The organism is Asticcacaulis sp. (genome assembly GCF_047605585.1).
Taxonomy (GTDB): Bacteria; Pseudomonadota; Alphaproteobacteria; order Caulobacterales; family Caulobacteraceae; genus Asticcacaulis.
In genome coordinates this window covers 170,134-195,629 of record NZ_JASGFK010000006.1, presented here as the reverse complement: position 1 = coordinate 195,629, position 25,496 = coordinate 170,134, and the positions used below count along the sequence as shown (strand labels likewise).

Below are 25,496 nucleotides of genomic sequence, written 5' to 3'. Positions count from 1 at the left end.
ATTCATGGACCTTATCTATCGCACAGCCTGCGCGGAACAAACCGTCGCGCAGTACATCGACGCGCGCTTCGAATGGGGCCGCTATGACTGCGCCCGCATGACGGCGGCGCATGTCAAGCGCATGGGCCACAAGGCGAGCCTGGCCATGTTCGGCCATTACAAGTCGTTGGCCGGGGCGAAGCGCGCCCTGACCCGCGCCGGTTTCGACAGCCTGGAAGCCGTGCTTGATGCTCGCTTTGCACGCATCGCTCCGGCATCGGCCTGGGTGGGGGATATCATCGCCCTCCCGGGTGATACCGACATGCCAGCGCTGGCGGTGAGGCTGACGAATGGCCGCGTCATTTGCCTGGCGGGCGAGGGGTTTGTGATAGCGGAGCCGGTTGAGTATGTCGCGGCCTGGCGCATTCCCTATATCGCCGTGAGCGCTACCTGATGGCGTCGGCAGCGATCGCAGCGATCAAGATCGTGAAGGCGGCCTGGACCATCTACAAAGGCTGGGCGGCGACCCATGCCATCGCCGCCTCCGTGGCGAAGCTGGTTGTGACCACGGCCGCCAGTTCACTGATCAGCAAGGCCCTGACATCCAAGACCAAGGGCCTTGGCTCTTCCGGTTCGCAGACCTCCTTCAGCGCCGATACCGATGCCGGAATCCCGTTCGTGCTGGGTCGCAGCGGTGTGGGCGGCGATTGCGTATTCAAGTATCCGTTCGGCCCGAATAACAAGCACCTGATCTTCTTTGTGGCGCTGTCGGCCGCGTCGACCCCGACCGGCGTGCAGGCCATCGAAGCCTTTACGGCCAATAAAACCACGGTGCCTTTCACCGCTTCGACCGGCGCGGTATCCGACACATCCAACGATTTCCACTCGCGCATGTGGATGAAGACCCAGCTTGGTCTAGGGCCTTCCCCGGTCATTCCGCAACCGACCGAACCGGCGACCGATAGTTCGTGGACATCCATCTGGACATCGGCGCACAAGCTTTCGGGCTACTGCGCCGCCGCCTGGGATATCGAGTACGACACGGATGTCTACTCGTCGGGTGAGCCTACGCCGATCTGGGTCGTGCAGGGCATCAAATGCTACGACCCGCGCCTTGACGACACCTACAGCGGCGGATCCGGTCCCCAGCGCATCGCTGACCGGTCCACCTGGACCTATACCGAAAACCCCTACCTCCACGGCCTGACCTATCTGCTTGGCTACGAACAGAACGGGGTCCGTATCGGCGGCGTCGGGATGGCGGCGTCCGAGATCGACATTGCCTCCTATGTCGAGGCGGCGAATGTTGCTGATGCCAATGGCTGGAAGGTCGGGGGCCGGATTACCTCGACCGACAGCAAGTGGGAATGCCTGAAGGCCATCCTGAAAGCCGGGTCGGGCGAGCCGCTCAAGATCGGCGGCATGGTGTCGTGCCGGGTCGATACGCCTCGCACCTCGCTGGCCACGCTGCAAGCCGACGATCTGGCCGGCGAAATCAACATCATGGCGGTCAAGACCCGCCGTGAGCGCAAGAACAGCATCATCCCGCGCTACCGCTCGGAGGCCGATAACTGGATCTATGTGTCCGGCAGCGCCGTGTCGGTGTCGGAATATATCGCCCTGGACGGCGGCCTTCGTCAGCAGGAAACTGAATACACCCTCTGTCAGGACTCGACCCAGGCGGGGCAACTGGCGGCCTATGATCTGGTCAATGCGCGTGAATTCGGCCCGGTTCAGATCGCCTGCAAGCCTGCCTGGATGGGCTACAAGCCGGGCGATTGCATTACGCTCAACCTGCCGGACATGGGGCTTAACAATCAGAAAGCCCTGATCACGGCGCGGGATATCGACCTGACCACCGGGGCGGTATCGCTGACATTCCAAACCGAGACGGATGGCAAGCATGAGTTTGCCCTCGGATCGAGTTCAATACCGCCGGAGACGCCGGGGCTGTCCGTCCCGAACTTCCTGTCCACGCCAGCCCCGGAAAGCGGGCAGTGGAGCGCGGCGCTGGGCACGGATACGGCGGGCATTCCGTCGATCGTCGTCACCGGTTCGGCCTCGGACTACGCGTTTTGCCAGGACATCGTGGTCGAATACCGCGTCACCGGCGCTACGGCATGGACCATGTTCAGCGCATCGCCGCGGACAGCCACGTCGATCACGATTAGCGGTCTCGGCGGCAGCACGGCCTATCAAGTCGCGGTCAGTTACAAGTCGATCTACGGCGTCACGGGGACGCGGCTTGTTCTCGATGCGCTGACTACCGGCGCCAGCACTGTCGATACGATTCCGGCGGAATCCATCACGGGGCAGATCACGGGCGATCAGATCGCCGATGGCGTGATCGCCGATGCTATTGCCGATACGATCGCGGATGTTCAGGCGCAGATTGATGAGGCTCAGGCTGAAGCGTCAGATGCTCTGGAAGCCGCCACCACGGCTGAGGCTGATGCGCAGACCGCCATAGCCGCAGCGGCGCAGGAAGCCGCCGACCGGGCCGCTGAGGTCTCTGCGCTTTCCGCCAGCCTTCAGGCGCAGTTGGATAGCGTGGCGGCTCAGGTCGCTGAACTGAACGACACGGCGGAATATGATTCCGCCACCGCCTATGAAGACGGCGATATCGTCAAGTTCGACGGCGGGCTCTACAAGGCCATACAGGATGTACCGGCGGGGCACGACCCGACCGAGACGGACTATTGGACGAAGATCGGCGACTATGCCTCGCTGGGTGACGCGGTTATCGCGCTTGCCGCTCAGGTCTCGGATCTCGACAGCGAGGTCACCGAACTGGATGGCGAGCTGACGGCCGAAATCACGTCGCGGGAAACCCTGGCTGCGCAGCTGCGGGGTACCTACACCGGCACCGATCCCTCCGCCTTGTCGCAGGGCCTGGTCTATAACGAAAAGCAGGCGAGGGTCAGCGGGGATGCGGCCAACGCGTCATCCATAACGGCCCTGTCGTCCACCGTCACGGCGCTGCAAGGCACGGTGTCGGGCAATTCGACGGCCATCACCGCCCTTCAAACCACGGTCACCAATCAGGGCACGTCGATCACAGCCAACAGTAATGCGATCACCTCGCTTACGTCGACCGTGGCCGGGAAAGCTGATGCCTCTGCTGTCACAGCCCTGACCACGCGTGTCACCGCAGCCGAAAACAGCATCACCAGTCTGTCCAGCTCAGTCACAAACCTTAGCAGTTCGCTAGCGGACAGCGGCTCGCAAAATCTCGCTTACAATCCCTCGTTTGATGTCGGGTCAGGCACGGTCGCAGACGGGTGGGCGAGCTCTGCTACCGGGCTGACCGCGACCTTCACTATCTCCAGCGGCACTTCCTATGACAGCAACGCCGGCAAGTCCCAATACATAACCTCAACCGGGTTCACAACGACCGCCTATGCGGACATCCGAAGTGGCGCGGCCTATTATCCCGCAGTCACGGCGGGCGTCACCTACACCTGGTCGGCCTATGTCCTAGCGACCGCTACCGTTCAACACCGGCTGTATATCCAGTTTCGAAACTCCTCAGGGACGGTCCTCAGCACACCCACGTCCGCTCTGACGGCTGCAACCGGCGACTGGCTTCGCATGTCTATCAGCGGCACGGCGCCGTCGGGTGCGGTTGAAGCCATTCTTTACCTGCGCACCTATGGTCTGACGACGACCGCCGCCACGGCGTCTGTTTATTGGGATCGCGCCCAATTCGAACAAGGTTCGTCCGCCACCGGCTGGCGAGACAACAAGCTTGCCGATGCTGCCGCGCTCACCGCCCTAACCACGCGGGTGACGACGGCTGAAGGTACGCTCACCACTCTTTCAACCTCAGTCACCAGCCTGACCTCGACAGTGGCCGGCAAGGCTGACACTTCCGCCCTGACCGCCCTGACCACGCGTGTCACCGCAGCCGAAAACAGCATCACTTCGCTGTCCACGTCGGTCACCAGTCTGCAAAGCAATCTCGCCTCCAGCGGCGGCCAAAACCTGCTTTACAACCCGGGGTTCGATACAGGCTCCTCGCCTACGGCCACCGGCTGGTCCGCCCAAACATCAAGCGGCGTAACCCAGACGACAACGCTCATAAGCTCGGTCACCTATGATCCGGGTGGCTTAGCTCAGCGCTTATCCGGCACAGGATTGTCGGATTCCCTCTACATGGGTCTTTACGTGCCGAGCAGCACCTATTGGCCAACCGTCGTTGCGGGCAAGACCTATACCTACTCGATTTACGCGGCTGCCGGGGGAGGGCTGCGCGGTCAGATAATCATTCAATGGCTGCAGAGCGACGGTTCCACGGTGATATCCACCGTCTCGCTCGCGCAGACAACTGTAACCGCCGCCTGGATGCGCCTCACATTGACGGTTACGGCTCCCACCGATGCTGTCTACGCTCGTTGTTATGCCCGCTACTACGGCAGTAGTTCGGTGTCCTCCGGTGTTGGGTACTTCGACTGCGCTCAGTTTGAAGAAGGCTCTGTGGCCACGGCCTGGCGGGACAATCCCAAGGTCAACGCCGCCGCGATCACCGCCCTGACCACCCGGGTGACTACGGCTGAAGGTACGATCACTTCGCTGTCCAGCTCGCTGACTTCTTTGAGCAGCACAGTGGCCGGCAAGGCTGACACTTCCGCCCTGACCGCCCTGACCACGCGTGTCACCGCAGCCGAAAACAGCATCACTTCGCTGTCCACGTCGGTCACCAGTCTGACCTCGACCTTGTCGGACGCGGGATCGGAGAACCTGCTATACAACCCGTCATTCGACGCAGGCACCGGGACCGTTGCCGACGGATGGACCTCGTCCGTGTCCTCCGGGGTGACAGCAACGTGCGCCATCGTGGCATCCGACCTGGATGCCGACGGTAAAAGCCAGCGTGTGGTGGTCGATGGGGTGAGTAGCAGCCTTGTGGCTGATCTGGTGACCTATCCATCCGCCGCCTATTATGCCGCCATCACGCCAAGCTCAAACCATACCGGGTCGGTCTGGTACAAGGCCACGTCGGGGCTGCGGATATATCTGATCCTGAGTTTCGGAACCGTCAGCGGGGATACCTTCACGACGGTTCAGAATTTTTCTGGCACCGCTGTTGTCACGACGGGGTCTGGCACGTGGCAAAGGTTGAGCCTGACAGCGCTCGCGCCAAGCGGCGCAACCCATTGCCGTCTCTATTGCCGGACACTTGGCGGATCTACTGCCACCTCCGGCACGGTCTATTGGGACCGTGCTCAGCTGGAGAAAGGCGATACGGCGACGGGGTGGCGCGACAATAGCCAGGCCAACGCCGCTGCGCTCACCGCGCTCACCACGCGGGTGACGACGGCGGAGGGGACGCTCACCACCCTTTCGACTTCGGTGACCACCCTGTCTTCCACCGTATCGGGCAAGGCCGATGCGTCGGCAGTCACCGCCCTGACGACCAGGGTCACTTCCGCCGAAGGTACGATCACTTCGCTGTCGTCCTCGGTATCGTCGCTCTCAACAACGGTCGGCAGCCATACATCCACCATTACGACGCTGACCAGCACCCAGACCACACAGTCCGGCCAGATCACTTCGCTGCTGAGCCGCTGGAGCGTTCTGGTCGATAACGATGGCAACATCTCAGGCATCGTCCTGAACAGCAGCGGCGCGACCAGCAATCTGAATCTGTTGGCCAGCAAGGTGACCATAGGCGACGGAACCACATCCGTGCAGCCCTTTACGGTATCCGGCGGCATTGTCCAGATGACGAACGTGATGGTCAGCGGCACCATCGGCGTGAACAGCGCCGCGAGTTTCGTTGACCCGACCCAGCCCACGCTGGCCCTGCGGTCGCGGGCCCTGGCCTCGTCCAGCTGGGATACGACCGATTTCAGTACCCTGTCCAACACCTACCAGCCCGTTTCCGGGTCGAACGGCAGCTGGATCACCATCGCGGGCAACTGTCTGTTCCGAAACAATTCATCGACCACGGACATCAAGAACCGGGTGCGGACCGGTTCGGTGAGTTTCCGCGTCGATGCCTATGGATCGGTCGATTACGATCTGTCCATCTGGTACCGCATGAATGGCACGGGCGGATATACCTTCCTGGCCCATGCCACGGACAACTCCTCAGCCTATGGCAACGTCTCGGTGGGGTGGGTGGGGGATATCACCATCGCGGCGGGCGACTACATCCAGTTCTACCTGGGTATCTGCGACAGCAGCGGCAACATCTTCAATACCGGCAACCGGCAGTTCGTCAATGCAAAGATCATTGTCGAGGCCACCAATTTCTAACCGAAAAGGAGAGACCATGACCACCTATTCCACAGATGACCGCAAGGCCATGCTGGCGCAGATCGCGACTGAGCGGGACGCGCTTTACCAGGACATCCGCGCCGATCTGGCGGCCATCATCGCCAAGATGGACGCGGCCAAGGACGCCGCCCTGTTCGCCGATGGTGATGAGCCGCAGTTCTTTCTCCTTCTGCGCAACTCCGCCGCCGCCTACAATATGAACGTCCCGGCGAAGACGACCGAGGAGGCGACCAATGACTGATGCGGCGCAAATTGAACGCGCTCTGCGCCTCCAGATCGAAGCCCTGACCTTCCAGCGCAACAAGGCGCAGGATGAGGTGGCCGAACTATACGCGCAGAAGCAGCAGCTTGCGGCAGAACTGGCGGTTCAGAATGCCTATCTGCAGGGTAAAATTGCCGAACTCACGGCTGAGCTGGCCGAACTAAAACCGCCGGTTATTGTGGCTGAAGTACTTGAAGCGGCTGAATGAGGCAACCCTCCATCTCTGAATACACCCACCCGCTTCGGCGGGCTTTTTTATGCCTGCGGATACGAACGCCATGAATGACACACCGGTTTACCGCTTGCCCATCAAGCAGGGCGCCGACTTCAGCTACACCTTCCGGCTGTTCAAGGTCGATGTGCAGGGCCGCGTAACCGACGAAATCGCCGACCTGAGCGGATACACCGGCGCTGTGTCGGAGCTGCGGAAGGCCCCAGGCGCGCCGCTGTTGGCCACGTTCGATACCACCATCGATGTGGGAGACGGCTCAGTCACCATCGCGCTTCCTACCCCCCAGACCAATGCGCTCGATTTCACAACGGCGCGGCTCGACATCTTCCTAATTAAACCGGGCGGCAACCGAGACAAGGTGCTTGTCGGCGCCATAACTTTCGAAAGGAGTATTACCCAATGGCAGGAATAAACTCTGTCGTCATGGCGGTCCCCGTCATTCAGGGCGCACCGGGGCGCTCGGCCTATCAGCTTTGGCTCGACGCCGGAAATGAAGGCACCGAGGCGGACTATATCGCGTCCCTGAAAGGCGACAAGGGGGATAAGGGTGACACCGGTGCTGCCGGGCTTTCGCTCGCCACGGCCGTTGGCCTTTCAATCGCGCTGGGAGGGTAATCATGCGCAAATTATTCGTCGGCATTGACGCCGGCACGGTCGTCTTTGTCCCGACAGCCAAGACATTCACCTTCAGCGGCATCAGCGGCTTTGACCCCCGCCGCGTGATGATGATCACCAATTTGACGCGTGGCAAACTGGTCTACCTGCCGCAGGAGACAACCCTCGGCGGGACGTGGGACGGTCTTGTCAGTGACGGCGGCGTGCTGACCGTTACCCTCGACGTGACGGCGCATTCTGCCGGTGACCGCCTGCAGGTGATTTATGGCGATGCCACCGACAGCACCACACTGATCGGCGTAGCTGGCGACAGCCCTCCGGCGCTGGCCACCAATGCGTCAGGGGTCGTAGGCTGGCTTCGCAAAGTCGTGGATGTGCTGCTGGGCACACTCAAGGTCCAGCCGCCGATACCGGCGTCGGTTGTCGTGGGGCAGACTAAAGTCGCCACCACAGGCACGGCTGTACAACTGGGTGTCGGCGCACTGGTCAATGGCGTCGTTATCACGGCCCGATCCACCAATGCGGGCAAGATATTCGTCGGGGGCGCTGCTGTCACAACGACCGATGATGGAAGCGGAAACGGCTATCCCCTGGCAGCTGGTCAATCCATCTCCGTGGCGTGCGCCAACCTGTCCAATCTTTCGATCAACGGCACAGCCGGTGATTACGTCTACTACGCCGGAAACTAACCATGCCAGCACCAGCGATACCCCCCTCAGTACTCACTTCCCTTGCCATTGCTAATTCGGGCGGGGCGATCATCGGCGCGACGCCGGGCAGTCAGCGCATCGCGGTTCCCGTCCCGTCGGTCTTCAGCACGTCGGACATGTTCCTGCCATCTGACATCAAGTTTACCTCTTTGGACGGCGGGCTAGGCAGTTGCGACTATACGTATTGCAACTATACCGCCGAACAGATTTTCGACCTGAAATCAACGGCCCGGTCGAGCCCCGCGAATACCTATTGGGTTGATCCGGTTTCCGGCTCCGATTCTAACGCCGGCACGGAAGCGGCGAACTTCCAGACGCTCGGCAAGGCCATCGCTACTGGATCGGCGGCGGCTTCACCCTTCAAGGTCAGGCTGAAGGGCGGCGGGGCCTATACCCAGGACGCCGTGAAGACTAAGAATTTCACGAACAACAGTTCGAGCACGACCTATGATAGCGTCGTGGACTTTTGCGTCGAGTTCTACAACGGCGTATCGGTCATCTCCTCGCATGCCGATTTTGCAACGCCTAGCCTGTACACCGGTGCGTCCTATACCTACGCCATCGCCAATACGATCGCGGATAATGTGGTGGATCGTGCCCTTCTCGATGAAAACGGCTGGGATACCCCCATGAACTGGGTGCCGTTCGTAGCATCCGGCGATCTGCCACCGGGCAATAACTGGTCCACTGATGGTACGACCGTCTTGATCCGGCGCGCCGATATGGCCCCGGTCACAAACCTGAACACCCGCATATTCGATCAGGTGCGTAACTTCCGCCTGACCAATAACATTTCTGTCGGGCTCTTCCCCGCCACGGATAACGACTCATTGGTTGTTATCGGCGGTGGCGCGATGAACGGTCCTATAGATATGCTGGTGAGCAGTTCGGTCACGGACAAGACGCCACGAGCGTTCGTTGCTAAAAACGTCACGGCGTTGAGTTACAACAAACGCGGCTCCGGATCCGGTCGATGCTGGAGCATCGACGGGCTTCATGGCATTGTTTGGCTTGAGAATTGCTGGGCAGGTCATGCCAAAACAGATCATTTCAATTTCCATTGTACACGCGGCGCCCTTGGAACGGGTGCGCAATCGGGCGTTAATCAGCGTGTCGTAATGCTTAACTGTCATGGTGACAAAGCAGGCATCGATTTGCGACCTCTAGGCCTGACGCAGCAGAATAGCTGCAATGGTCCGACCGCGCATGAAGACGTTAAGGGCTTCAGCCTTGGCGGATCATACGGTCACACGAGCGGCGGCACGCTGCGCAATATCGGCAGCACGAAGTGGTTCACAGCCGGTGAAATGTTCCAAGACTTCGGTGAGCGCTCGACCGGCTCGACCTTGCGGCCCACCGCCATACGCGCGCAGGACGCGGCGGACATCTACGTGTTCCGGCCAAAGTTCGGATTGATGCCGAGTAACTCCTACAGCCTCGTCAACGCTGGCACGGGCGTCGTTGCCAAGAAGGATGTCTTCCCCAGCGTCTGCCAGACGACCGGCACTATTACAGACGGCTACCAAGCCGCGTAGACCGCACAAGGGCCGCGCATCTGGGGAACACGCGGCCCTCGGCACTCCGCCCCTGCGACGAGGGCGTCTGACAGGCTACCACATCAGCGCAGGGGTTTGTCAAATTACCAACTTCTGACCGCCTCCGGGCGGTTTTTTGATGCCCAAAAGGAGGGCGATATGAAAATCATCGACAATTGGAAAGCCACGCTTTCCTCCTACTCCGCCATAGCCCTTGCCGCGTCAACGGGTCTGGCCTCGCTCGTGGCGACCTGGGGTCAGGTGCCGGACGAACTGAAGGCGCTGATCCCGCAGAAGTATCTGGCCATCATCACCGCCACTGTTGCAGCCGCTGGCTTCATCGGCCGCTTCATCGATCAGCCCCATGTCACGGCCTCAGCCTCTCCGGCGTCAACCGCTGCCGCCGTGGCTGAGGTAGTGGCTGATCAGGTGGTCGATCAGGCCGCGGATGCGATCGAGGACAAGGCTGCCGATATCGTGGCGGACGCCAAGGCCAGCATCATCAAGGCGGTGACGAAGTGACCCTCTATGACCTCCAGGGCCACCTGCGTGCAACGGGGCGCTATAGCGGCGCTCTCGATGGGCTGTGGGGCCGCCTGACCGAGGCGGGCGTCCTCCTCCTGCTCAGCGACGGGCCTGACACTGTTCTGTCGGATGAGGACCTGCGCAGCGCCGCCAAGCGACAGGGCCTGACCTTCGCGCAGGTCAAGGCCGTGACGGCTGTGGAATCGAGCGGCGCGGGCTTCTTTGCGGGGCGACCGCTGATCCTGCCGGAACCGCACCGCTTCTCGAAGGCCACCAAGGGACGTTTCGACAAGACCGACCCTGACGTGTCTTATCCGAAGTGGGGCACCAAGCCCTACCCGAAGACGCAGGATGGCCGCTATGACCAGCTGCTGCATATGATCCGGCTCGATGTCGATGCGGGTTTCGCCAGCGCTTCCTACGGCCGGTTCCAGATCATGGGCGAGAACCACGCCTCATGCGGCTATTCCACGCCCATGGCCTTCGCGGAGGCCATGGCGCGGGACGAGGTCCACCAGCTTCTGGCCTTCGAGACATTTCTCGTGGTCACCGGCCTGCTGGGTAAATTGCGCGCCTGTACCGCTGATCCGGAGACGTGCCGGTCGTTCTGTAAGGGGTACAATGGCTCGGCGTATCAGGCCAATAACTACCACACCAAGCTCGCGGCGGCGATCAAGAGGTATTCGTGATGCCAGCCGAATCCGAATTTCTGAAACCCATATCCGAACAAGCTCTGAGGGAAAGTGAAATTGTGGCCATGCGTACCCTCTCAGGGCACATCGAGAGCCTTGTGAATCAGATGGGTGTACTCAGCTCGGATATGCGTGAGGTGCGGGATAAAGTGATTCAGTTCGAGGCCGCTAAGTTGGAGGTGCAGATCAATCAACTGAGAAGCGATCAGTTAAGCCTGGCGGCCCGGATTACTACGCTGGAGCTTGCCAAAGCATCGGCCACGGGAGCTAGGACGCTGGCCCAAGAGGTGCGGGACTGGATGCCTTACGTGTTTGGTCTGCTGGGCCTGGCGGTCTTTTATTTCAGCCAGCATCCGATCGGCTGATTTCGGTGTGGGGCGGCGAGGTGGTGGCCTTAAATATTGTCGATCTTCCATTCCCGGCGAACCCCATCCCGGCCAGCATATTTTATCGAGCTGGTCCCACTGAGTGTGAAATGCAGCGGATGGGGCCCGAAAAACTTGAGCGGTCTCCCACCGAAAAGCGGGCCCCACCCAGACAATACCGCCAGACTTCTGGGCAAGCCCTTGAGAGCCATTAGGTTTTCATAGTGGCGCGGGCACAAATAGACCTGCAAATCGTCAGCTCCATCCTTGAGCAGTAATTTGATGTCGCGACGAACACGATTGACGATATGGCCTGGATCAGACATTGCGCCTACCCTAAGGCGCCATCACCGAGATAATCTTAGGCGCGCCTGGCGTTAGCGGTTTGCCGTCAGCGAAATAGTCGCGGCCCGCTACCGAGAAAATCCCTCGCAGGACGGCATCACCCTCCGCAAAGTGCAGTCTCCAGTCACCTTCAATTGAGACGCACCTGTCCTGTGACAGGATGATTGGACGCTTGCGCATGGGATGACTCCGTCTTTTGTGTTCCCATTTTGTTCTTATGGCGCGAGCGAGTCAAGATGCTATGATTGCCTGATGAAACGTGACCCTATCGAATGGCTGCTGATCGCCGCTATGGCGGTGTGTTTTGGCGTGGGTCTATGGTTTGGGCTGTTCGGTCATTGAATACCGGATCGGGGCCAGAAATCTTTTACACTGACCTCGTAACCCATTGATTTGTCTAAGGTGCAAATCATCCATTTTTACCAACAAGTATCTGATTTTAAGGAAAAAGCCGGGGCTTGGGAAGCTGCTGCTCTACCATTGAGCTACACCCGCAATCACAAGGTAAGGTGCTAGTGCCATAAGACGGGCGACAGCGTCAACGGATATTGGCGTATAAAAAAGTCCGGCGTAGGGGATACGCCGGACTTTTCTTTTTACACTTTAGCTTGTCCAGCCACCGCCGAGGGCACGGATCAGGCCGACTGTGGACTGGTACTGCGCGGCCCGGACCTTAAGCGCCTGGCGCCGGATCGTCAGCAATTGACGCTGGGCGTCCAGCACCTCAAGCTGCGATGACGAGCCGTTGGTGTAGCGCGACTGCGACATGGCCAGGGCCCGTGTGGCGGCGGAAACCGCCTGATCCTGTGCCGTCTGCTGCTGCTTGAGGTAGGTCAGGTCCGATAGCTGGTCCTCAACATCGGAAAGCGCCACAAGCGTGCTTTGCTGATAATCGGCAAAGGCTGCATCGAGGCCGCCTTTCGCATAGTCGATACCGGCATTGCGGCGGCCGCCGTCGAAGATGGCCTGCGCCAATATGCCGGTCAGCGACCAGGTCTTCGCCGTGTCCTCGAACAGATTGCCGAGGTCGCCGGAGGCATAGCCGCCGGACGCCGTTAAGCTGAGGGTCGGGAGCCAGGCGGCCTTGGCGATGCCAACACGCTTTTGCGCCGCCAGCAATGAAGCGTAGGATGCCGTGACATCCGGGCGGCGTTGCAGCACATCAGCGGGGATGCCGGCGGGGATTATCGGTACGGCACCGGCCCACGGTTCGCTTGACCAGGCAACGGCGGTGATATCGAATGTGCTGGCGGGTTCACCGAGCAGGACGGCCAGGGCATGGGCCAGTTGTGCACGCTGCTGATCAAGCGCCGCGCCCTGGGCCTCCGTAGAGGCGACTTCGGCCTGCATCCGCGCCACATCGATTTCGGCGACATCGCCCTCCTCGAAGCGGCGGGTGGTGACATCGAGACTGCCGCGATAGGCCTTGAGCGTATCGTTGACAATGGCGCGATCCTCATCCAGCGCGCGCAGGGCGAAATAGCTTTCGGCGACGCGCGACTGGATCAGCAACTGAGTGTCCTTCAGCAGGGCTTCGCTCGATTGCGCGTCCAGTTTGGCAGCGGAAGCAGCCTTCGATAGCCGGCCAGACAGATCGACCTCATAGCTGAGATCGAGACCGAGGCCGTGGCCCGTCGCTGGCTTTTGCGAGCCGGGGTTGAGCGTAGGGGTGTTGGCGCCGGTGGCCGCCTGATAGCCGATCCCCGCTTGAGGCCACAGATCGGCCTTTGACGAGCGGATAAGGGCCTGGGCCTGCTCCAGATGCGCCGAGGCCAGCTTGATCGTGTTATTGCGGGTCATGGCGCGGGCGGTCAGGTCGTTGAGGACCTCGTCGTTGAAGACCAGCCACCAGGCCGTGCCCTGAGACGGCGCGGGTGAGGCGACCGGTGTGGTGCCGGCAAAGGCCGCGGGCGTTTGATAAGAGGCCTTTTCCAGAGGCGCGGTGGCGCAGCCGGTGAGAAGGAGAGCGGCCAGACTTAAGGTAGCGAAACGGGGCATCTTGGCCTCCTTAATCGATATATTGAACATGCGGGACCTCTTCGGGTTCGCCTTCGCCCTCAAGCGTCGAGGTGTGCGACTTGAGCGGGCGATTACCGGACAGGGCGCGCAGCAGGACGTAGAAGAAGGGCGTCATGAACAGGCCGATGAAGGTGGCGCCGATCATGCCGGAGAAAACGGCCAGGCCCATGGCGCGGCGCATTTCCGAACCGGCGCCCTGACTGATAACCAGCGGCAGCACGCCCATGATGAAGGCGATCGAGGTCATCAGGATCGGGCGCAGGCGCAGGCGGCTGGCGCGGATGGCGGCCTCCAGCGGATTGAGCCCCGTCAGTTCGAGTTCGCGGGCGAATTCGACGATCAGGATGGCGTTCTTCGCCGACAGCCCCACCAGGACGAACAGGCCGATCTGGGTGAAGATGTTGTTGTCGCCATGCATGAGGAACACGCCGATCATGGCCGACATCAGTCCCATCGGTACGATCAGGATGATCGATAGCGGCAGGACGACGCTTTCATACTGGGCGGCCAGCACGAGGAAGACGAGCAGGATGACCAGACCGAAGACGAGGTTGGACGAGTCGCCGGCCAGGATCTGCTGGTAGGTCAGTTCGGTCCATTCGTAGTCGATGCCGGCGGGCAGGGTCTCGGCGGCGATGCGCTTGATGGCGTCCTGAGCCTGGCCGGAGGAATAACCGGGGGCCGGGCCGCCGGAGATGTCGGCGGAGAGGAAGCCATTATAGCGGCTGGCGGTGACCGGACCGGAGGTGTTGTCGACCTTCAGCACGGCGGCCAGGGGCACCATTTCGCCGGTTTTCGAGCGGACTTTCAGCGAGCCAATGTCTTCGGCGCGGGCGCGGTAGGGCGCGTCGGCCTGGACCCGGACGCTGTAGGTGCGGCCGAAGCGATTGAAGTCATTGACATATTGTGAGCCGAGATAGATCTGCATGGTCGAGAAGATATCGCTGACCGAGACACCCAGCTGGCGGGCGCGGGTGCGGTCGATATCGGCGAAAAGCTGCGGCGTATTGACATTATAGCCGGTGAAGACACCCGCCAGTTCCTTGGTCTGCGCCGCCTTGGCGAGGAAGGCCTTGGTGGCTTCGTCGAGCTTCTGGTAGCCGAGGCCGGCGCGGTCTTCGAGCTGGAGCTTGAAGCCGCCGGTGGTGCCCAGGCCAAGCAGGGGCGGCGGCGGGAACATGACGGCATAGCCTTCCTGGATGCCGGCCAGCTTGCCGTTAAGCGCACCCGCAATCGCACCGGCGGAAAGGGCCGCGCCATGGCGTTCGCTGAAAGGTTTCAGCGGCATGAAGACGACCGCTTCATTGGAGGCGATGGTGAAGCCGTTGATCGACAGGCCGGGGAAGGCCAGGGCGTGGGCCACACCGGGCGTGGTGGCGGCGATTTCCGAGACCTTGCGGGCCACGGCTTCGGTGCGGTCGAGCGTGGCGCCATCGGGCAGCTTGACCATGCCGACGAGATAGGCCTTGTCCTGCTGCGGGATGAAGCCGCCGGGCACGACCTGGAAGAGAACGAAGGCCAGGGCGGCCAGACCGGCATAGACGCCGAGCATCAGGCCCTTGCGGCCGGCGATCTTGCCGACGCTGTGGCCATAGGTTTCGGAGGAACGCTTGAACACGTGGTTGAAGCCATTGAAGAAGCCGCCGAGCCAGCGATCCATGAAGCGGGTCAGGCCGTCTTTGGGGGCATTGTGGCCCTTGAGCAGCAGGGCAGCGAGAGCAGGCGACAGGGTCAGGGAGTTGATCGCCGAGATCACCGTCGAGATGGCGATGGTCAGCGAGAACTGGCGGTAGAACTGGCCGGAAAGGCCGGTGATGAAGGCCAGCGGCACGAAGACGGCGACCAGAACCAAAGCGATGGCGATGATCGGGCCGGAGACTTCACGCATCGCCTGATAGGTGGCGTCACGCGGAGACTTGCCGGCTTCAATATTGCGCTCGACGTTTTCGACGACGACGATGGCGTCATCGACCACGATCCCGATGGCGAGCACCAGGCCGAACAGGGTCAGCGCATTGATGGTGAAGCCGAAGACATGCATCACCGCGAAGGTGCCGATGACCGAGACCGGCACGGCTAGCAGCGGGATCAGCGAGGCGCGCCAGGTCTGCAGGAACAGGATGACGACGATGACGACCAGGGCGATGGCTTCGAGCAGGGTGTGGATGACCGAGTCGATCGATTCATGGACGTATTCGGAGGTGTCATAGGCGATCTCGTAGGAAACGCCTTCCGGCATGGCCTTTTTCAGCTCTTCCATCGTCTCGTGGACGTCCTTGGAAAGCTGGAGCGAGTTGGCGCCGGCGGTCTCGAAGATGGGGATGCCGACGGCGTTCTTGTTGTCGAGCAGTGAGCGCAGGGCGTAGTCGGACGCGCCCATTTCAACGCGGGCGATATCGCCGAGGCGGGTGACGGCGCCATCAGCGCCGGTCTTGACGATAATGTTGCGGAAGTCTTCTTCGGTGGAGAGGCGGCCCTGGGCATTGACCGACAATTGCAGGGTCAGGTCAGGGATGCCGGGCGAACCGCCGATAACGCCGGCCGCGGCCTGGACGTTTTCGGAGCGGATGGCGTCGGCGACGTCGGACGGCGACAGGCCACGCTCGGCGACCTTCTGCGGATCTAGCCAGACGCGCATGGCGTATTCGCCGCCACCGAACATCTGGATCGGGCCGACGCCCTTGATGGCTTGCAGGCGGTCCTTGACGTGCAGCAGGGCGTAGTTGCGCAGATAGTTGACGTCATAACGGCCATTGGGCGAGGTCAGGTGGACGACCAGCGGCAGCGAGGACTGCGACTTCTGCGTGGTGATGCCGAGTGCGCGCACGTCTGATGGCAGGCGGGCCTCGGCCTGGGAGACGCGGTTCTGCACCATCTGTTGCGCCAGGTCGGCATTGGTGCCGAGCTTGAAGGTGACGGTCAAGGTCATCTGGCCGTCAGCCGTGGCTTGCGAAGACATGTAGAGCATGTTCTCGACGCCGTTGACCGACTCTTCGATGGGCGAGGCGACGGTTTCGGCGATGACGGCGGGCGAGGCGCCGGGATACATGGCGTGGACCACCACCTGCGGCGGCACCACTTCCGGATATTCGGAAACGGGCAGGACGCGCAAAGAGAGCAGGCCCGCCACGAGGAACAGCAGGGACAGCACGCCGGCGAAGATCGGCCTGTCGATAAAGAATTTGGAGAGGTTCATTTCGAGCCCTTTCAGTGGGCGGAATTTGAAGCAAGACACCCCACCACCATTCCGCAAGCGAAATGGTCCCCTTCCCCGACAAGTCGGGGAGGGATAAGAAGAAGGTGGAAATTGCGCCTCCCTACTTGTTGGGGAGGGGGTATCTTACTGACTAAACTTAGGCTTCCGGCTTGGACTTGTCGGTATTTTGGGCGTTCATGGCGGCGACGGTTTCGGAAACCACCGAGCCGGGGCCGACATGCTGGATACCACTGACAACGATGCGTTCGCCGTCCTTCAAACCGGAGGTGACGATGCGTAGGCCATTGGCCGTGCCGCCGAGCGTCACTTCACGATAGGCCACCTTGTGATCGGCGCCGACGACATAGACGAAGCGCTTGCTCTGGTCGGTGCCGACCGCCAGTTCCGAAACCAGCAGGGCCGGCTTTTGCTGCGCCGCACCCATATGGATACGGACGAACTGGCCGGGGATCAGCTTGCCTTCGGTATTCTGGAAAACGGCGCGGGCGCGCAGGGTGCCGCTGGTGCCGTCGAACTGGTTGTCGATCAGTTGCAGGTGGCCGGAGATCGGCTCACCGCCATCAGCCTCGACCGTTACCGGTATGGTTTCCAGCGAGGTCGAGCCCAGATCGGCGCCATTCTTCTTCAAATCAGAGAGTGTGGTGTGGATGACCTCTTCGTCGGCATCGAAACTGGCATAGATCGGGCTGACCGATACCAAGGTGGTTAGCATGGCGGCCTGCGGGCCGGAACCGACCAGATTGCCGACCGTCACCTCAATGCGGCCGACCCGACCGGAGACCGGGGCGCGTACCTGCGTATAGCTGAGATTGAGATTGGCCGATTGCAGCGAGGCGCGGGCGGCGTCGAGATTGGCCTGTGCCGCCTTGAGATCATTGGTGCGGCTTTCCAGTTCGGATTGCGCGATGGCGTGATCGGCCCACAGGCGCTGGGCGCGGGCCTGCTCGGAAGTGGCCAGGGTCAGGCGGGCGGAAGCGGCGGAAACCTCGGCCTGGGCGCGGGCGGCTTCGGCTTGGAAGGGGGCCGGATCGATGGTCACCAGCAGATCGCCGGCCTTGACCAGCGCGCCTTCGCGGAAGTGGATGGCCTTGATGGCGCCGGCGACGCGTGGGCGGATTTCAACGCGGTCAACCGCTTCGAGATGGCCGGAGAAGTCCGTCCACTGGGCGACATTCTGCGTGTTGACAATGGAAACGGTGACGGGCGTCGGCGCTGCCGCGGCGGGCTGGTTGGCGGCCTGCGTCGAGAGGGCGGTGCCGATACCGGCAGCGGCCAGGACGGTCAGCGACACGGCGCCGGCGACGAGAATCTTGCGGTAGCGGTCAAGCTTTATAGAGGAAACAACAGGATCGAACATGACGATATCCTTTGGGGAGTAAAGGAATGGGAGGAGGTACGCATACGGTGAGACAAAAAATGGGGGTTGCGCTTCTCGGCGGCTGAACCCAATTTAATGCGGCGTCGCATTTAAATAGTCCCGCCTCGTCTTTTTGTAAACATAATTTTATGCGACATCGCAAATAAATATGCTAATGTGTCTGAAAGCGACTGTTTGCCTCTTTGTTTTGGGCTTTTCGCATCAGGGAAAAAATGCTTAGGCTGTTGGCGTGCCAGAAATTGGCAACTGCCAGATTCTGGTTAGGAGTTGCGTGTCGTCATGGATGACCTGAAGACTTTTGAGCTACCCGAAGTGACCTGCGGCGGCCAGGGCGATGCCGCGGCCTGCGCCAGCGCCGTGCGCAAACGCGGCCGTCCGCGCGCCTTCGACCCGGATGCCGTGCTGGAAACGGTGCTGGAAATGTTCTGGATGCGCGGCTTCGCCAATACCTCGCTCGATGATATCTCCGCCGCAACCGGCGTCAGCCGTCCGTCATTGGCCTCGACCTTCGGCGACAAGGAAGCGCTTTATCTCAAGGCCATGGAGCGCTACCGCAACGGCATTTCCGATCAGCTCGACCTGGTGCTGACCTGCAATGGTCCGGGCGACAACCTGCGCGGCATCATCAATCGCTATTTCGATATCATGATCGGCTCCTATACCGGGGAGACTGAAGCCTGTCTGGGCTGTGCCTTTATGTGTACGGCACTGAATGAAGCCCCGCGCCATGAATCGATCATGAGCGTGCTGCAGGGCACAATCGAAGAGTTCGACGCCCGCTTCGAGCGCTTCTTCACCAAGGCGCAGGAAATGGGCCATATCGGCTCCAACCAGGACCCGAAGGTGATGTCGCAGATGATCACCTCCCTGACTTCCAGCCTGGCTGTGCGCGCCCGCGCCGGTGCCCGCCGCGAGGATCTGCAGAAGATCGTCGACGCCACGACGAACTTCCTGTTTCCGTAAGAACTAACCGGCTGTGAAGCTATAACTGCGCCAGTTTATCTTCAGGCGGCCGGAGTCGTGCGTCAGCGTTAAGATGGTCTGTTGTGGCTTGATCCCATGCCTGGCCATGCCTTTCCGTATGGCGCGATTGTCGGCAAAATCCGCCGACGCCATGATGACGCGGCCGCCCGGCTTCAGCCAGCGACGGACCTGCTCGAAGAAGCGCGCCTGCATATCGAGGCAGGTCCGGCGGTCGGCGCGAAAGCCCCAGACCCTGATCGGAAACCACAGATTGGCGGTGATGAGGTCGAATTTTCGCGAAGCCAGCCCGGAAAAGAGATCGCCCTGAACGATATCGATGCGTGATGTCAGGCCATTGAGCTGAGTGTTTAGGGTGGCCAGCCGGACCGCCTGCATGGACAGGTCCGAGGCCATGACCCTGGCGCCTCTGAGCGCGGCGGTAATGGCGATGACGCCGCTGCCGGTGCCGATATCGAGCAGGTCCAGACCTTCCATTCGTACCGGCAATTGCGCGATAATGGCCGAGGGTGAGCCGGTCAGGTCCGGGTGCGCCGGATAGACGCCACCACGCACGGTCAGCGGAAAACCATAGTCATTGTGGGTTTCGTCGGCGGCTTGGCGCAGAAGCGCCCTCTGCCGTTTCATGATGAAGTCGAGATAACGCCGGTGGTCGAACACGCCTGCCGCTCCCATGCCATGGGGAGAAGCGTATCCGGAAAATCAGCTTTTTGTATATAAGTTCTTCAGGCCTCGGCCCACTGGCGCATGAGGTTGTGATAGTGCGCGGTCAGGCCGAGCACTTCGGCGCTGTCGCCCAGCTGCGCGCGCACTTTCCGGATATTCATGTCGAGATCGAACAGCATCTGGCGCTGGGTGCCGTCGCGTACCAGGCTTTGCAGCCAGAAGAAGGAACAGACCCGTGCGCCGCGCGTTACCGGCGTCACCTGATGCAGGCTGGTGGAGGGGTAGAGGATCAGATCGCCGGCCGGCAGCTTGACCTCATGCGTGCCGTAGGTATCGACCACCTCCAGCTCGCCGCCATCATAGTCTTCCGGATCGCACAGGAACAGCGTGCAGGACAGGTCGGTACGCAGCCAGCCTTCACCGCTGACGATTGGCCGCATGGCGCCATCGACATGCAGGCCGTAGGTTTCACCGCCTTCATAGCGATTGAACAGCGGCGGTACGATACGTTGCGGCAGGGCGGCGGCGAAGAACAGGTCGCTGGCCTTGACGGCGTCGAGCACGATCTGGCCCAGTTCGCGCGAGACGGCGCCATGTTCGGGCAGTTGGCGGTTGTTTTTCACGCGCGCGCCCTGTGCGCCCACGGTCGCCTTGCCGTCGAGCCAGTCGGCGGCATCGAGACGGGCGCGCATCTCGCGCACCTGATTGCGGGTCAGAACATTGGGTATGTGCAGCATCATGAGAGAACTCCTGTCATGAAAAACCCCGGCCGTCGCCGGTCCGGGGTTTCTAACTTATTTCTGGAGGCATTTGCCGCAAATCTTGTCGTTAAAGACTGCGGCAAATTGGACCACACTATTCGGAGAGTGCTTTAGAAGTTGACATTGGCCGTCAGGCGGAAGGTCTGCGGCGTGCCCGGCGTATAGCGGTAGCCGGACTTGTTGATCGCTGCCACGTATTCCTTGTCGAACAGATTGTAGACATTTAGCTGTAGCTGCAGGCGACGATTGACCTGATAGCTGGCCAAACCGTCGAAGACGACATAGGACTTGACCAAGGAAGGGGTGCCGACGGCGCCATCGGTGCCACGCTTCATCTCGCCATTGTAGCGCGGACCGCCACCGATGCTGAAACGCTTGTTCGGCGACCAGGTGGTCCAGACGGTCAGCGAGTCGGACGGGTTGTAGGTCAGGTTGGTCGAACCATCGGCGGCCACCAGGGTCTGGTTCTTCACCTTGGTGTTCATGATGGTGTAGCCGGCGCTGATATTCCATTGCGGATTGATCTGGCCGACAGCACCCAGTTCGATACCCGATACGGTCTTTTCACCGGTGCGATAGTAGCTGCCGTCGGTGTCCTGCGCGACCGTGTCGGAGTACTGGGTGTTATAGACGGCGCCGGTCAGCGACAGGCGGTTGTTCAGGATGTCCCACTTGGTGCCGATTTCAGCCGTCTTGGATTCCTGCGGCGGTGTATCTGCATTGTTGGCGTTGGTCGTGGTGACCAGCGGGGCCAGGCTGGCGCCGCCCGGCGGTGTCTTGGTGACCGCGTAGGAGGCATAGATGCTGCCGTTTTTAGCCGGCTTGTAGACCAGGCCCAGCTTGCCGCTGACAATATCGTCCTCGGCTTTCAGCTCCACCGGAATAAAGGTGGCGGGCATGCTGTAGGAATCGATCTTGTAGTGATCCAGACGCAGGCCGGCGGTCAGTTGCCAGGCCTTGCTGAGCTGGATCGTGTCATTGGCGTAAATGCCGATCGTATCCGCCTTGACATCGGTATAGACGCCGTTACGGGCGCGGGTATAGACCGTCGTCGTGTAGACCGGGTTATAGACGCTGACCGTTTCGATTGCGCCGCCGGTCGCGGCCAGGGTGTAGCTTTCCGCCTCTTCGCTGATCAGCTCGATGCCGGTGCTGAGCGAGTGCTGCAGGCCGCCAGTGGAGAACTTCACCTGCAGGTTGGTCTGGTTGGTCAGCATCTTGTTGACGGCGTCGCGATTGTTCATGTTGCGCGTAACCGTCCAGGTGCTGGGGTCATCGGCATCAGGCGTGACGAGCTGAGTGCTGCCCGCCATGAACGACGTCAGCTGGTATTGCTGGCTGGTTTCGCTCCAGCGCGTGATATTGCTCAGGCGCAGACCGTTGTTGAAATCATGCTCGACCGAGAAGGTCAGCACGTCGCTTTGGACGTTCTCGAAATCGCTCTTGGTGCCGTAGAAATTGCTGGAATCGACGCGAGCGGCATTGGTCAGGTAGGCGCGGTTGGTCGGATCGGGCGAGGAATAGCCCGGCAGGCCGATGGTCAGCACGCCACCATCGGGGATATTATCCTGGTCGACATGCATGTAGTCCAGGAAATAGCGGGTCGAAGTGCCGAGACCGTAAGCCAGCGACGTGGCAACGCCCCAGCGCTTGTTCTTGACGACATCGCGACCGGCCACGCCGGCATCCTGATCCATCAGGTTCAGGCGCAGGGCGCTGGTTTCACCGAGGCGCCAGTTGAGATCGGCCGTGGCGCGGGCGAAATCGCCACCGCCGGCGGAAACCGAGGCATTGTAGAAATTATGCAGCGCGGCGTGCTTGCTGTAGATGTTGATGGCGCCCGTAGCCGAACCGCGACCGATATCCGCGCCGGCGGCGCCCTTCAGAACTTCGACGGATTCGATGTTGAAGACATCGCGCGAAATGGCGGCGACATCGCGCACGCCATCGACAAAGATGCTGCCGGACGAATCTGTGCCGCGCATGTAGATGGCATCGCCCGTCGAGGTGCTGCCGTTTTCACCGAGATAGAAGGTGCCGACGCCCGGTGAATTGCGCAGGGCTTCGGTCAGGGTGGTGGCGCCCTGCTCCTTGATGATTTCCTTGCCGATCACCTGAACCGTCTGCGGGGTGTCAAGCAGTTCGGCAGTCGCCTTCTTGCTGGAAGACTTTTCTTCCTTGTAAGGGGCATGACGCTCGCCCTTGATCAGGATTTCTTCGCCATGTTCACGCTTGTAGGTATCGGTATCGGCGGTGTCAGCCGCATGTCCGATGAGGGGAGCAGCCAACAGGGGCAGGGCCAGGGCGGTGAGGGCAGCGGCGTACGGGCTTACCGTATGCTTGCGACTACGGATGGAGGACATTTTTCTTCTTTCAAATTAGGCCGGGGAGGCAAAACTGGGCACTTGGTATTGCGAAGCATTATTAATTGCAAGGTGAATCTGAGAATTATTCTCATATTGAACGGACAAAAGCCGCAATGTTGCCGTAAACACACATACGCCGTTATGCGGTATTCGCTGACGTTTATGAGATTCGGAACCTCTATCCGGGGGGTGCCCTTGACCAGTGACCGCCCAAAATGATAATCATTCTCACCCCTTGAGTGAGCCTTATGAAACTGACCGAATTACCTGCTTTTGCATCCGCCGTGGTCACGGAGGTTGTCGATACCCATGATGGCGATCTGATCAGCAACCGGTTGCGCGAGCTTGGGTTTGTGAATGGCGAAGAGGTCAGGGTGGTCGGGCGTGGGCCCATCGGCGCCGATCCGCTGCTTATTCAGATCGGTTTTACCCGTTTTGCCTTGCGCCGCTCAGAAGCCGCGCGTGTACTGGTCGAGAAGGCCGCGTAAATGGACGCTTTGACAATTGCCCTGGTCGGCAACCCGAACTGCGGGAAGACGGCGCTTTTCAACCAGCTGACGGGCGCGCGCCAGAAGGTGGCCAACTATGCCGGTGTGACGGTCGAGCGCAAGGAAGGCTTCTTCCACGCACCTTCCGGCCGCAAGGTTCAGGTGCTCGATCTGCCGGGCACCTACAGCCTCGACGCCATGGGGCCGGACGAAATCATCACGCGCGATATCTGTCTCGGCAGGCGTCCCGGCGAAACCATGCCAGACCTGATCGTCTGCGTGGCCGATGCCACTAACCTGCGCCTGCACCTGCGTTTTGTGCTGGAGGTCAAGCGCCTGGGCCGGCCGATGATCCTGGCACTGAACATGATGGATGCGGCGAAAAAGCGCGGCATCACCATCGATACCGCCAAGCTGGAATCCGAACTCGGCGTCAAGGTGATCGAGACCATCGCGGTCAAGGCCAATGGTACGGCCGCGCTGGTGGCGCATCTCGATGCTAACGTGGCGCCGCATGTGCCTGAGGTCAATGAAAGCGGTGACCTGCACAGCGATGTTCGCCGTGTGCTGGAGGCCGCGGTGGTCATGCCGCAGCGCACTTCGCTGATCGATGACCGGCTGGATGGCATCCTGCTCAATCCCTTCCTTGGCATTCCGATCCTTATCGCCATCATGTTCGTGGTCTTCCAGGCGGTCTTCACCTGGGCGACGCCCGCCATGGATTTCATCGAGGCCAGCATGGCGTGGCTGGGCGGCTTCGTCACCGAAACCTTGCCGGATGGCCTGCTGAAAAGCTTTATCGCCGATGCCCTGATCGGCGGCCTGGGTTCGGTCATCGTCTTCCTGCCGCAGATCATCATCCTGTTCTTCTTCATTCTGATCCTGGAAGAATCCGGCTATCTGCCGCGCGCCGCCTTCCTGCTCGATAAGCTGATGTCGAAGGCCGGCCTGACCGGGCGCTCCTTCATTCCGCTGCTCTCCAGCCACGCCTGCGCCATTCCCGGCATCATGGCTACGCGAAGCATCCACGATATCCGCGACCGCATCACCACCATCATGATCGCCCCGCTGATGACCTGCTCGGCGCGCATCCCGGTCTATACCTTGCTGATCGCCGCCTTCGTGCCGGAACAGAAGCTGTGGGGCTTTGTCAGCCTGCAGGGTCTGATCCTGTTCGGCATGTATCTCATTGGCATTGTCGGCGGGCTGTCGGTCTCGCTGGTCATGTCGGTCTTCCGTCGTGACAAAAGCGAGCATCCGCTGATCATGGAACTGCCGTCCTATCGTCTGCCGCACGCCAAGAACCTGGCCATCGGCCTGGGCGAGCGCGCCATGATCTTCATGCGCCGCATCACCGGCATCATCTTCACCGTCAATACCCTGCTGTGGGTGACGACCACCTTCCCCGGCAAGCCGGAAGGCGCCACCGGCCCGGATATCGACTATTCGCTGGCCGGCATGATCGGCCACTGGATCGAGCCGGTCTTTTCGGCCATCGGCTTCAACTGGCAGATCTGCGTGGCGCTCATACCCGGACTGGCGGCGCGCGAAGTGGCCGTCTCGGCGCTTGGCACGGTCTATGCGGTGTCCGGCAGCGATGACGCCGTGGCGGCGCAGCTGGGGTCGCTGATCTCGTCGCAATGGACCCTGGCCACCGCCCTGTCGCTGATGGCGTGGTACGTCTTCGCGCCGCAGTGTCTTTCCACCCTGGCCGTTATCCGCCGTGAAACCAATTCGTGGAAAATGGTTGGTATCACCGCCGGTTACCTCTTTGCCCTGGCCTATGCCGCCGCCTTCCTCACCTACGAGATTACGAAAGCCCTCACATGATGTACGCCGTCCTGCAGGCCGTGATCATCACGGCGATTGTCGCCTTCTGCGCCGTGCAGATGCTGCGCAAGATGCTGCCAAAGCTGAGCCATGACCTGCAGGCGAAAGGCGCCCATGCCCTGAACCAGGCCGGTATGACCGGCATGGCGCAAAAGCTGGAGCCGGTTGAAGCCAAGGAGGGTGGCTGTGGCTCTGGCTGCGGCAGCTGCAAGGGCTGTTCGACCAGCTTTGAGATCGGGAAGAACTAG

The 25,496-nt window shown here is 61.0% G+C and carries 23 protein-coding genes; 15 read left to right on the top strand and 8 right to left on the bottom strand.

Features of this window, described 5'->3' with window-relative positions:
* Positions 1–4: 4 nt before the first annotated feature.
* The 11 genes from QM647_RS15075 to QM647_RS15025 all read left to right on the top strand — a co-directional run bounded on the left by QM647_RS15075 (position 5) and on the right by QM647_RS15025 (position 11,197).
* Entirely contained in the window at positions 5–433 is a 429-nt protein-coding gene (locus QM647_RS15075) for a DUF6950 family protein (protein WP_414996365.1), read from the top strand.
* The gene (locus QM647_RS15070; RefSeq protein ID WP_414996364.1) at positions 433–6,240 is read left to right on the top strand and encodes a hypothetical protein; all 5,808 of its coding nucleotides are present in this window, start codon (positions 433–435) and stop codon (positions 6,238–6,240) included. Before QM647_RS15075 ends, QM647_RS15070 begins: the two co-directional genes overlap by 1 nt.
* Before the next feature lie 16 nt (positions 6,241–6,256).
* Entirely contained in the window at positions 6,257–6,502 is a 246-nt protein-coding gene (locus QM647_RS15065) for a hypothetical protein (protein ID WP_414996363.1), read from the top strand.
* Entirely contained in the window at positions 6,495–6,731 is a 237-nt protein-coding gene (locus QM647_RS15060) for a hypothetical protein (protein ID WP_414996362.1), read from the top strand. The genes QM647_RS15065 and QM647_RS15060 overlap by 8 nt, the downstream gene beginning before the upstream one ends.
* Before the next feature lie 70 nt (positions 6,732–6,801).
* Positions 6,802–7,167, top strand: a complete 366-nt coding sequence (locus tag QM647_RS15055) for a hypothetical protein (protein WP_414996361.1) — start codon at positions 6,802–6,804, stop codon at positions 7,165–7,167.
* On the top strand, positions 7,155–7,370 hold the full coding sequence (locus QM647_RS15050) for a hypothetical protein (RefSeq protein ID WP_414996360.1): 216 nt from the start codon (positions 7,155–7,157) through the stop codon (positions 7,368–7,370). The genes QM647_RS15055 and QM647_RS15050 overlap by 13 nt, the downstream gene beginning before the upstream one ends.
* A 2-nt stretch (positions 7,371–7,372) precedes the next feature.
* Positions 7,373–8,059 (top strand): hypothetical protein, encoded by a 687-nt coding sequence (locus QM647_RS15045; protein ID WP_414996359.1) that lies wholly within the window; start codon positions 7,373–7,375, stop codon positions 8,057–8,059.
* A 2-nt stretch (positions 8,060–8,061) separates the two neighbouring features.
* Positions 8,062–9,615, top strand: coding sequence for a hypothetical protein (locus tag QM647_RS15040; RefSeq protein ID WP_414996358.1), 1,554 nt, complete (start codon positions 8,062–8,064; stop codon positions 9,613–9,615).
* 159 nt (positions 9,616–9,774) lie between these two features.
* Positions 9,775–10,137, top strand: a complete 363-nt coding sequence (locus QM647_RS15035; RefSeq protein WP_414996357.1) for a hypothetical protein — start codon at positions 9,775–9,777, stop codon at positions 10,135–10,137.
* Positions 10,134–10,829 (top strand): N-acetylmuramidase family protein, encoded by a 696-nt coding sequence (locus tag QM647_RS15030; RefSeq protein WP_414996356.1) that lies wholly within the window; start codon positions 10,134–10,136, stop codon positions 10,827–10,829. The genes QM647_RS15035 and QM647_RS15030 overlap by 4 nt, the downstream gene beginning before the upstream one ends.
* Positions 10,826–11,197 carry a hypothetical protein gene (locus tag QM647_RS15025; protein WP_414996355.1) on the top strand — a complete coding sequence of 124 codons (372 nt, stop codon included), beginning with the start codon at positions 10,826–10,828 and terminating at the stop codon, positions 11,195–11,197. Before QM647_RS15030 ends, QM647_RS15025 begins: the two co-directional genes overlap by 4 nt.
* A 29-nt stretch (positions 11,198–11,226) precedes the next feature.
* Here the strand turns inward: QM647_RS15025 and QM647_RS15020 are convergent, their stop codons facing one another.
* The 5 genes from QM647_RS15020 to QM647_RS15000 all read right to left on the bottom strand — a co-directional run bounded on the left by QM647_RS15020 (position 11,227) and on the right by QM647_RS15000 (position 18,135).
* Positions 11,227–11,523 carry a hypothetical protein gene (locus tag QM647_RS15020; protein WP_414996354.1) on the bottom strand — a complete coding sequence of 99 codons (297 nt, stop codon included), beginning with the start codon at positions 11,521–11,523 and terminating at the stop codon, positions 11,227–11,229.
* A gap of 10 nt (positions 11,524–11,533) precedes the next feature.
* A complete protein-coding gene (locus tag QM647_RS15015) occupies positions 11,534–11,722 on the bottom strand; it encodes a hypothetical protein (RefSeq protein ID WP_414996353.1) in 189 nt (62 codons plus the stop codon).
* A gap of 423 nt (positions 11,723–12,145) precedes the next feature.
* Positions 12,146–13,540 carry an efflux transporter outer membrane subunit gene (locus QM647_RS15010; protein ID WP_414996352.1) on the bottom strand — a complete coding sequence of 465 codons (1,395 nt, stop codon included), beginning with the start codon at positions 13,538–13,540 and terminating at the stop codon, positions 12,146–12,148.
* 10 nt (positions 13,541–13,550) lie between these two features.
* A complete protein-coding gene (locus QM647_RS15005) occupies positions 13,551–16,757 on the bottom strand; it encodes an efflux RND transporter permease subunit (protein ID WP_414996351.1) in 3,207 nt (1,068 codons plus the stop codon).
* 157 nt (positions 16,758–16,914) lie between these two features.
* Positions 16,915–18,135 carry an efflux RND transporter periplasmic adaptor subunit gene (locus QM647_RS15000; RefSeq protein ID WP_414996350.1) on the bottom strand — a complete coding sequence of 407 codons (1,221 nt, stop codon included), beginning with the start codon at positions 18,133–18,135 and terminating at the stop codon, positions 16,915–16,917.
* Between the two features lie 300 nt (positions 18,136–18,435).
* On the opposite strand from QM647_RS15000, the gene QM647_RS14995 reads away from it, so the two are divergent.
* Positions 18,436–19,119 (top strand): TetR/AcrR family transcriptional regulator, encoded by a 684-nt coding sequence (locus QM647_RS14995; protein WP_414996349.1) that lies wholly within the window; start codon positions 18,436–18,438, stop codon positions 19,117–19,119.
* A 3-nt stretch (positions 19,120–19,122) separates the two neighbouring features.
* Here the strand turns inward: QM647_RS14995 and QM647_RS14990 are convergent, their stop codons facing one another.
* The 3 genes from QM647_RS14990 to QM647_RS14980 all read right to left on the bottom strand — a co-directional run bounded on the left by QM647_RS14990 (position 19,123) and on the right by QM647_RS14980 (position 22,927).
* Entirely contained in the window at positions 19,123–19,797 is a 675-nt protein-coding gene (locus QM647_RS14990; RefSeq protein WP_414996348.1) for a methyltransferase, read from the bottom strand.
* A 65-nt stretch (positions 19,798–19,862) separates the two neighbouring features.
* Positions 19,863–20,543, bottom strand: coding sequence for a Fe2+-dependent dioxygenase (locus QM647_RS14985; protein ID WP_414996347.1), 681 nt, complete (start codon positions 20,541–20,543; stop codon positions 19,863–19,865).
* 131 nt (positions 20,544–20,674) lie between these two features.
* Complete coding sequence (locus QM647_RS14980) at positions 20,675–22,927, bottom strand: catecholate siderophore receptor Fiu (protein WP_414996346.1); 2,253 nt, start codon at positions 22,925–22,927, stop codon at positions 20,675–20,677.
* 251 nt (positions 22,928–23,178) lie between these two features.
* Here QM647_RS14980 and QM647_RS14975 point away from each other — a divergent pair, with 251 nt between their 5' ends.
* From QM647_RS14975 to QM647_RS14965, 3 genes are read left to right on the top strand one after another with little or no spacing between them, the layout of a single operon-like run.
* A complete protein-coding gene (locus QM647_RS14975; RefSeq protein ID WP_414996345.1) occupies positions 23,179–23,418 on the top strand; it encodes a FeoA family protein in 240 nt (79 codons plus the stop codon).
* On the top strand, positions 23,419–25,248 hold the full coding sequence (gene feoB / locus QM647_RS14970) for a ferrous iron transporter B (protein ID WP_414996344.1): 1,830 nt from the start codon (positions 23,419–23,421) through the stop codon (positions 25,246–25,248).
* Positions 25,245–25,496 carry a DUF6587 family protein gene (locus QM647_RS14965; RefSeq protein ID WP_414996343.1) on the top strand — a complete coding sequence of 84 codons (252 nt, stop codon included), beginning with the start codon at positions 25,245–25,247 and terminating at the stop codon, positions 25,494–25,496. The genes feoB and QM647_RS14965 overlap by 4 nt, the downstream gene beginning before the upstream one ends.